At 70.2% G+C, this 8,654-nt stretch carries 11 protein-coding genes; 7 read left to right on the plus strand and 4 right to left on the minus strand.

Translation table 11 applies throughout. The annotated features are described in order from the left end of the window. Together RDU12_RS04020 and RDU12_RS04025 are read right to left on the minus strand one after the other, a co-directional pair. A partial coding sequence (locus RDU12_RS04020; RefSeq protein ID WP_308684134.1) for a DUF1499 domain-containing protein occupies positions 1-668 on the minus strand: 668 nt, incomplete at its 3' end. A gap of 4 nt (positions 669-672) precedes the next feature. Beyond that, entirely contained in the window at positions 673-2,304 is a 1,632-nt protein-coding gene (locus RDU12_RS04025) for a long-chain-fatty-acid--CoA ligase (protein WP_300291839.1), read from the minus strand. A 142-nt stretch (positions 2,305-2,446) separates the two neighbouring features. Between RDU12_RS04025 and RDU12_RS04030 the strand changes: the two genes are divergently transcribed. The 3 genes from RDU12_RS04030 (at position 2,447) to RDU12_RS04040 (ending at position 4,224) form a co-directional block, all read left to right on the plus strand. Next, positions 2,447-2,839, plus strand: coding sequence for a hypothetical protein (locus RDU12_RS04030; protein WP_300291837.1), 393 nt, complete (start codon positions 2,447-2,449; stop codon positions 2,837-2,839). Positions 2,840-2,870: 31 nt separating this feature from the next. Next, the gene (gene udk / locus RDU12_RS04035; RefSeq protein ID WP_300291835.1) at positions 2,871-3,524 is read left to right on the plus strand and encodes a uridine kinase; all 654 of its coding nucleotides are present in this window, start codon (positions 2,871-2,873) and stop codon (positions 3,522-3,524) included. Between the two features lie 73 nt (positions 3,525-3,597). Next, a complete protein-coding gene (locus RDU12_RS04040; RefSeq protein WP_300291833.1) occupies positions 3,598-4,224 on the plus strand; it encodes a TetR/AcrR family transcriptional regulator in 627 nt (208 codons plus the stop codon). 7 nt (positions 4,225-4,231) lie between these two features. Here RDU12_RS04040 and pdxH read toward each other — a convergent pair whose 3' ends face one another. Continuing rightward, positions 4,232-4,906 carry a pyridoxamine 5'-phosphate oxidase gene (gene pdxH, locus RDU12_RS04045; protein ID WP_308684136.1) on the minus strand — a complete coding sequence of 225 codons (675 nt, stop codon included), beginning with the start codon at positions 4,904-4,906 and terminating at the stop codon, positions 4,232-4,234. Between the two features lie 134 nt (positions 4,907-5,040). On the opposite strand from pdxH, the gene RDU12_RS04050 reads away from it, so the two are divergent. Then, positions 5,041-5,268, plus strand: a complete 228-nt coding sequence (locus tag RDU12_RS04050) for a 4-oxalocrotonate tautomerase family protein (protein WP_308684137.1) — start codon at positions 5,041-5,043, stop codon at positions 5,266-5,268. Here the strand turns inward: RDU12_RS04050 and RDU12_RS04055 are convergent. Beyond that, positions 5,265-6,278, minus strand: coding sequence for an AraC family transcriptional regulator (locus RDU12_RS04055; RefSeq protein ID WP_308684138.1), 1,014 nt, complete (start codon positions 6,276-6,278; stop codon positions 5,265-5,267). The genes RDU12_RS04050 and RDU12_RS04055 overlap by 4 nt on opposite strands. Positions 6,279-6,427: 149 nt before the next feature. On the opposite strand from RDU12_RS04055, the gene RDU12_RS04060 reads away from it, so the two are divergent. The 3 genes from RDU12_RS04060 to RDU12_RS04070 form a co-directional block, all read left to right on the plus strand. After that, on the plus strand, positions 6,428-7,501 hold the full coding sequence (locus RDU12_RS04060) for a class I SAM-dependent methyltransferase (RefSeq protein ID WP_300292740.1): 1,074 nt from the start codon (positions 6,428-6,430) through the stop codon (positions 7,499-7,501). Positions 7,502-7,582: 81 nt separating this feature from the next. Beyond that, positions 7,583-8,311 (plus strand): DnaJ C-terminal domain-containing protein, encoded by a 729-nt coding sequence (locus tag RDU12_RS04065; RefSeq protein ID WP_308684139.1) that lies wholly within the window; start codon positions 7,583-7,585, stop codon positions 8,309-8,311. A 9-nt stretch (positions 8,312-8,320) separates the two neighbouring features. Beyond that, positions 8,321-8,654 (plus strand): chorismate synthase (locus RDU12_RS04070; protein ID WP_308684140.1); only part of this gene is annotated, 334 nt, incomplete at its 3' end.

The raw sequence follows: 8,654 nt of genomic DNA on the forward strand, positions 1-8,654 counted from the left end.
CTGATCTGCGTCGCCAGGCGGCAGGCCTCGCCGCCGTGCGGGCGGCCGTCGCGGGCGGCGACGCGGACATCGGTGCGACCCGGGCGGATGCGGATGACGGCGTCATGGACGGTGCCGAACCAGAAACCGCGATGGGTTCCCGCCACGCGGGCGACGGTGACGCCGCCCTGCAGGCTGAATCCGGATTCCTGCAAGGCCCAGACGGCCGACGCGGGCGCCACCTGGGTCATGGCGGGAACCGCGCCGGGGCAGGCGTCCACGCCCCCGGTCTCACCCGACCCCGCGGCGCCGCGTCGGGCGTCGAGCGCGCCGAAGCCGGGAATCTCGGCGACGTCGGTGCTGATGTCGTCCGGCGGACCGGACATGATGCGCGAGACCTGCCAGGCGTAGGCCCCGATGGTCGCGGCGGACACGGCGATCACCACCGCCGCCAGCCACGGCGACGCGCGGAGGCGCAAGGCGTAGATCAGCATCATCAGGGCGGCGACGGCGCCGAAGGCCGCCAGCCCGGCCCCGACCCGCATCGCCAGCAGATCGTAGCCGATCTCGTGGCTCCACAGCCCCGTCCGGGTCCCGAGCGCGGCGATCAGCACGAAGACCGGCGCCAGAATGACGATCGCCGCGAGCCGCGAGCCGCCTCCCCTCGATCCGCGCTTCAGTCTCGCCATCGTCTCAGCCTCCGGTCGGCAGACGGTAGTCCTTCATGCGCTCGCGGACGAGCTTCTTGTCGATCTTGCCGGTGGCGCCCAGGGGGATGTCGTCGACGAAGACGACGTCGTCCGGCATCCACCACTTGGCGATCTTGCCCTTCAGGAAATCGAGGTGCTCCTGCTTGTTCTCGTCCTGGCCCGGCTTGAGCTTGATCACCAGCACCGGCCGCTCGTCCCACTTCGGGTGCGCCGCGCCGATGACGGCGGCCAGTTCGACCTTCGGATGGCCGACGGCGATGTTCTCGATCTCGATCGAGCTGATCCACTCGCCGCCGGACTTGATCACGTCCTTGGCGCGGTCGGTGATCTGCATGAATCCGTGTTCGTCGATGGTCGAGACGTCGCCGGTGTCGAAGAAGCCTTCGTGGTCGAGGATGTCGCCGCCCTCGCCCTTGAAATAGGCGCCCGCGATGGTCGGCCCCTTGATCATCAGCCGCCCATAAGTCTGACCGTCGTGCGGCATTTCCTGGCCGGCGTAGTTCTTGAGCTTGAGCTCGACGCCCAGCGGCGGCAGCCCCTGTTTGACCCGCCATTTCATGCCCTCGTCATAGGGCAGCGCGGCCAGCTCGGGCGTCAGCTTCGACAGGGTTCCGACCGGCGAGGTCTCGGTCATGCCCCAGCCCTGGAACACCTCGACCCCGAACTCATCGTGGAAGGCGCGGATCAGGCTTTCCGGCACCGCCGACCCGCCGATCAGAACCTTCTTGACCGTCGAAAGCTTCAAACCGTTCTCGCGCATATGGGCCAGCAGGCCCTGCCACACCGTCGGCACCGCCGCGGAGAAGGTGACGCCTTCGGTCTCGAGCAGTTCGTAGATCGAGGCCCCGTCCATCTGGGCGCCGGGCATGACGAGGCGCGAACCCGCCGCCGGGGCCGAGAAGGCGATGCCCCAGGCGTTGGCGTGGAACATCGGCACCACCGGCAGGATCACATCGTCGGGCGTCGCGCCCATGATGGTGGCCTGCATGGTGATCAGGGTGTGCAGGAAGTTCGACCGGTGCGAGTAGAGCACCCCCTTGGGGTTGCCGGTCGTGCCCGAGGTGTAGCAGAGGCCGCAGGCGGTCTGTTCGTCGAACCCGCCCCACTCGACGTCGCCGGAGGCCGAGCCCAGCAGCGCCTCGTAGCACTCCGCGCCGGGCAGTTTCGTCGCCGGCATGGCCAGTTCGTCGGTCATCACCACCACCCGCTTCACCGAGGGGCAATGCGGCAGGATGGCTTCCAGCAGGGGAATGAAGGTCAGATCGACGAAGATGATCTTATCTTCGGCGTGGTTGATGATGTAGATCAGCTGTTCGGGGAACAGGCGCGGGTTCAGGGTATGGCAGACGGCGCCGATGCCCATGATGCCGTACCAGACCTCCATGTGGCGTCCGGTGTTCCAGGCGAGGGTGGCGACACGGTCGCCGACCTTGACGTCCCACTCCTTCAGGACACTCGACACCCGTTTCGCCCGGGCATGGATCTCGGCGTAGGTGGTGCGGACGATCGGCCCCTCGACCGACCGGGTCACGACCTCCCTGTGGCCATGCCAGTTTCTGGCGTGGTCGAGGATCTTGTCGACCGTCAGCGGCCAGTCCTGCATCAATCCGAGCATCGGTGTCCCTCGCTTGCGCCTGCTTCCCGAGGCGCTTGCTGAAAGGAGTATCGGGGCCGTCGGCGTTAGGCAACGTGACGCTAGGTCACCCTCGGCCGGTGCGGGAACGGTTTGGCAAGGAGCCGGCAGCCAGGGTCGGAGCATGATCCCTGCCCCGAACCATCATCGTCCGCCGTTGAGCCTCGCCTGGGTCATCCCATGGCCCGGTCTGCTGGTCGGCGGCGTCTTTGTCGCCATCGGCCTGGCGTCCGATCCCGAGGTCGGTTTCATTCTCGCCTGGCTGCTCATCTTCTGCGCCGCCCCCCTGATGATGCTGGCCGGCATTCTGGGAGCCGGGTCCATGTCCACGGCCATCGGGGTCGGGATTCTGTTCTTCCTCTGTATCGCCCCGGCGGCCGCCGCCCTGATCACGGCTTGGCGCACCCGGGACCGAAGAGCGTGGGCGGTCGCTCTCAATGCGACCACCTTGACCGGCGGGCTGCTGCTCGGCTTTTACGCCTGCCTCGTACGGTTCAGCGACGCCTGGCCATACTAGCGTCGCCCACCAGAGCGACCTAGAAGGCCCCATGCCCATTCTCGTCGCCATCACCGGAGGGTCCGGCTCCGGCAAGAGCACCCTGGCGGAAACCCTGGTCGCCGCCCTGCCCGAGGGGGCGGCCGTGCTGGTGCGCGAGGATTCCTATTACCGCGACGCCGCCAGCCTGCCGGGCTTCGACGCCGCCACCTTCGACTTCGACGACGTGGCCGCCCGCGATCACGAGCTGATGATCGCCGACCTCGCCGCCCTGAAGGCCGGGCGCGACGTCACCGCCCCGGTCTATTCCTTCATCCACCACGGCCGCGAACCAGGGGGCGAACCGGTGCGGGCGGCCGAGGTGGTGATCGTCGAGGGCACCCACCTGCTGTGCACGCCGGGGCTGGTCGAGCTGTTCGACATCCGGGTGTTCGTCGACACGCCCGCCGACATCCGCTTCATCCGCCGCCTGCTGCGCGACCAGGCCGAGCGGGGCCGCACCGCCGACTCCGTGATCCAGCAGTACCTCGCCACCGTCCGTCCCGGGCATGAGCGGCTGACCGAGCCCTCGCGCCTCAACGCCGACTTCATCGTCGCGGACGCCACGGCCGCCGTCCGGCTTGAAGACCCGCAGGCCGTCGTTCGCCTGGCCGCGCCTGTGCTGGCTCATCCGTTGCTCGCGGGCCTCTTTTCGAGCGGATCATAGAACATCGGTCGGCGGCCTCTTGACCGGGCCGGGTCCGCGGGGGTCTGTTAAGGCTCCAGGCAGGCGACAACAGATGCACGGTTCCGCCGCCCCCCGGGGCGCCCTTCACGATCCCAAACGCCAGCTCATCGTGCGTCATGCCCGCGAGCATTTCGTCCGCGAGGGCTACGCCGCCACCCGGATCGAGCCGATCGCCCGCGAGGCGGGGGTGTCGACCGCCACCCTCTACACCCTGTTCCGCAGCAAGGCGGCGCTGTTCACGGCGGTCATCGACGACGCGGCCGAGGAGTTCACGCGCCAGATGGCGAGGGTCCGCGCCGTCGAGGGCGACGCCCGCTCGACCCTGACCAGCTTCGCCGATGCCTACGCCGCCTTCATGGGCGACCCGTTCGTGCGCTCCGTTTTCCGGCTGGTCGTGGCCGAACGGCCGCGCTTCCAGGCCGTGGCCCGGCGCTTCTTCGAAAAGGGCCGAACGGAGTTCGGCGCGACCCTGATCGGCGTGATCGTCCGACTCTCGAAAGCGGGTGCCCTGCGGCCGATCGAACATCCGTCCTGGGCCGCCGGCCACCTGATGGGCATGGTCGAGCATCCGGTCTTCTTCGTGCCCCTGGTCACCGGCGACGAGGTGCGGGTCCGCCGCACCAACGCCGAGGTGGTCGCCGAGGCGGTCGAGACCTTCCTGGCCCGCTACGGCGCCTGACGCCCGGTCACGGCCACAGCCGGGTCTTCGTCCAGCCCGATCCCGCCCGGTCGAACCTCAGCCGGTCATGCAGGCGGAAAGGCCGGTCGCGCCAGAATTCGACCGACTCAGGAGCCACCCGCCAGCCGGTCCAACGCTCCGGCCGCGGCACGTCGCCGTCGGCGAACCGGGCCGTCTCGCGGGCCACGGCGCGCTCGAGGGCCTCCCGGCTGTCCAGCGGCCGCGACTGGTCCGAGGCCCAGGCGCCGATGCGACTCTCGCGCGCGCGACTGGCGAAATAGGCGTCAGCCTCGGCTTCGCCGACCGGTTCGACGGGCCCGCGCACCCGCACCTGCCGTCGCAACGACTTCCAGTGAAACAGCAGGGCCGCCGAGGGATGGGCCGCCAGCGCGTCGCCCTTGGCGCTCTCGCGATTGGAGTAGAAGGTGAAGCCCTGCGCGTCGACGTCCTTGAGCAGCACGATCCGGGCGTCCGGCAGGCCCGCCGCGTCGACCGTCGCAAGGGTCATGGCGTTGGCGTCGTTCGGCTCGGTCCCGCGGGCGTCAGCCAGCCAGTCCACGAACAGGCCGATCGGCTCGGGCCGGTCGAAGATGGTCTCGTCGCCGTTGGCGGCCAGGGCGGCGGCGTAGTGCTCCGCGTATTCCTCGCGGGTCGGACTGGGGGGGATCACGGGCGCGGTCATGCGCCCTCTATAGCCGAAGTTCAGGACGTCGGGACAACAGGCGCGGACGCACGGTCATTCAGGAGCGGTGGTCTCGCTGCGAGATTGGGGCTCTTCCGGCCTGACCGGACAACCGGCTGACAAGGAGAAGTCTCATGCCGCTCATTCAGGTGAACACGATCAAGGGCGTCTTCACGCCCGAGATGAAGAAGCAGGTGATCGAAAAGCTCACCGACGCCATGGTGTCGATCGAGGGCGAGAACCTCCGGGGGGTGACCTGGGTCACCGTCAACGAGATCGACAGCGGCGACTGGGGCATCGGCGGCCAGACCCTGACTGCGGACTACGTCCGCTCTCTCGCCGCGGGCGAAGCCGCCGCCTAGGACGGCCCGGCCACCGCCCCGGCCGGCCGGCGCGTCGCAGACCGCCGACCGGCCGGGGAGACGCCGGTGCACCGCTTGAACGCCCGGCTGAACGCCGCCTCCGACTCATAGCCGACGGTCTCGGCGATCTGGGCGATCTTGGTCGCGCCGCCCAGCAGAAGCCCCTCGGCGATCTGCATGCGCCAGTTCTGCAGATAGGTCATGGGCGGCGTGCCGAGGCTGGCGGTGAACCGCTCGGCCAGCACCGAGCGGGAGACCCCGACCTCGCGGGCCAGGGTGTTCAGCGACCAGGAGCGGGCCGGGTCGCCGTGGATGAGGCGCAAGGCGCGTCCGACGTGCGGATCGGCCAGGGCCGGCAGCCAGCCGCTCGCGGTCGTCGGCAGGCTCTCGGCGTAGAGGCGCACGACTTCGATGAACACCAGCTCGCTGAGGCGAGCCAGCACGCCCTCCCCGCCGGGACGGCGCGCCTTGCTTTCGGTCAGGATGGCGTTGATGAGTCCGCGCAGCCAGCCGCTCTCGTCCGACAGACAGCCCCGGATACGCAGCGTCCGCGGCAGGGCCTCGATCAGGGGATTGAACGGCGCCCGGTCGCAGCCGAGGAAGCCGCAGATCAGCTTGGCGCCGTCGGCCCCGCCCTCGCCCGGCGTCAGGACATAGGGCGGCCGGGCGGCCCGATCCTCGGGATGGAAGATGCCGAAGGCCGGCTCGGTGCGCATGTCCGGCGCGCTGGACATCACGTGCTGGTCGCCGTGCGGGAACATGACGATGCTGCCGGGGCCGACCCGCTCCAGATCCACCACCTGGCCGTCCTCGACCCGACCGATCCAGCACGAGCCCTCGACGATGATGTGATACTCGATGACGTGCTGGGCCCCGGGCAGGACCAGGTGCGCCAGCTCGGCCGACGGCGGGGCCTCGGCCACCCAGGGAGAGGTCGCGTCGACCTCGAAGAACACCGCGCCGGTCAGGCGGACGGTGCTCAGGACATCCGACAGGACCTCGGTGCTCATCACCGCCCGCCCCCTTCTGCTTCTCGAACAACCGGACGATCGGTCGCCGCCGCCGGACGATCAGTCATTCCGCCCTCCCCCGTCCGCTCGTAGCTGTGTCTGGCGTCGTACACAGCGGGGGCGGGGGCCCAACGCAAGGAACTACTCGAATGGACATGATAGCCGCCGAGGGACTGAACGAACAACGGCTGGCGGAATTCGCCGGCAAGGCCGCCGGCGACCTGGCCGCCGCCATGGGCGTGCTGCTCGCCTACATGGGCGACCAGACCGGCATCTACCGCGCGCTGCGCGACACCGGCCGGTGCGGCGTCGCCACCCTGGCCGGGGCGGCCGGCGTGGACGAGCGCTATCTGCTGGAATGGCTGAGCACCCAGGCGGCGGCCGGCTACGTCAACTACCACCCCGAGGACGAGACCTTCTCGCTGTCGCCCGAACAGGCGATCGTGCTGGCCGGCGAGGGCCACCCGGCCTGCGTGCAGGGCTTCGCCCAGTCGGTCGTCGGCCAGTTCGCCAGGTACGACAAGGCGGTCGAAACCCTGCGCTCGGGCGCCGGCCGGCCGTGGGGCGAGCATCACAGCTGCCTGTTCTGCGGCACGGACCGGTTCTTCCGCCCCGGCTACATGGCCCATCTGGTGTCCGAATGGCTGCCCGCGCTCGACGGCGTGGTCGATCGCCTGAAGGCGGGCGCGACGGTGATGGACATCGGCTGCGGCCACGGCTCGTCGACTATCCTGATGGCCGAGGCCTGGCCGCAGTCGACCTTCATCGGCCTGGACTTCCACGCCCCGTCGATCGAGGCCGCAAAGGCCTCAGCCGGGGCGGCCGGGGCCGCGGGCAACACCCGCTTTGTCACGGGCGGCGCCGGCGAGTACGAGGAGACCGGGCTGGACCTGGTCTGCATGTTCGATTCGCTGCACGACATGGGCGACCCGGTGCGCATCGCGCGCCACATCCGCCAGAGTCTCAAGCCCGACGGCGTGCTGATGCTGGTCGAGCCGCTGGCCGGCGACGCCCTCGAGGACAATCTGAACCTGCTGGGTCAGATGTTCTATTCGGCCTCGACCCTGATCTGCACCCCGGCCGCCCGCTCGCAGGGCGAGGTCGCGCTGGGCGCCCAGGCCGGCGAAAAGCGGCTGACCGAGGTCCTGCGCGAGGCGGGCTTCACCCGCGTCCGCCGGGCCGCCGAGACCGACACCAACATGGTGCTGGAGGCGCGTCCCTAGAGGTCGTCCGACGGGAGCCGCGCCGGGAACCCTCCGGCGCGGTTAACCCGACCTTGACCATGTTCGGGGCTCTAGTGGCGGATGCGCGCCCGATCGCACTCCGAGGTCGTCTCCCTCAACGAGGCCCACGCCCTGCTCGGCCTGACCGGCCCGGCGGAGAGCGAGGCCCTGACGGCCGCCTTCAGGGCCGCCGTGAAGGCGGCTCATCCCTCGGCGGCGGGCGGAGACGCCGAGCGATTCCGCAAGGTCATCGCGGCCTGGCGCCTGATCCAGGAGCGGGACCGCCCGCTGGCGCTCGCCGCGCCCACGGTCCGCCCCCCCTCCCCGCCCGTGGTGACGATCGGTCCGATGGACGCCCTGAACGGCGGTCATGTCGCGGTGCGGTTGGCCGGGCGCACCCTGGATGTCCGCCTTCCCAAGGGGGTGCGCAGCGGCGAGCACCTTCGTCTCCGGGGCGCCGGGGACGGGGGAACGGACGTCTATCTGCCGGTGCTCGTCCGGGCGGCGGACGGCCTGACCGTCATGGGCGACGACCTGCACATGTCCTGGCCGGTGACGCCGCGCCTGATCGAGGACGGCGGGCGACTGGAGATCGAGACCCACGCCGGACCCCGCTCCGCCTGGATCGTCGCCGGGCTGGAGCCGCCGGTGCGGCTGCGGCTGCTGGGGCTGGGCCTGCCAGCCCGCGGCGGCCGCCCCGCCGGCCATCTGTTCGTGACCCTGATCCCGTCAGCCGACGCCCCCTCGGCGGCCGAGGATCTGCTGATCCGTTTCACCCGCGTCTGGACGCCGGACCGGCTGGCGGCTTAGGTCGCTTCCATGTCCCACAACACCTTCGGCCATCTGTTCCGCGTGACCACCTGGGGCGAGAGCCACGGGCCGGCGATCGGCTGCGTCATCGACGGCTGCCCGCCCCTGATCCCGCTGACCGAGGCCGATCTCCAGCCGTGGCTGGACCGGCGCAAGCCCGGCGGCAGCCGCTTCGTCACCCAGCGGCGGGAGAGCGACACGGCCCGCATCCTGTCGGGGGTGTTCGACGACGGAAACGGCCCGGTCACCACCGGCGCGCCGATCGCCATCCAGATCGACAACGAGGACGCCCGCTCCAAGGACTATGGCGACATCGCCCGCGCCTTCCGGCCCGGCCACGCCG

The sequence above is a fragment of the Brevundimonas sp. genome, from assembly GCF_031082345.1.
Classification (GTDB): domain Bacteria; phylum Pseudomonadota; class Alphaproteobacteria; order Caulobacterales; family Caulobacteraceae; genus Brevundimonas.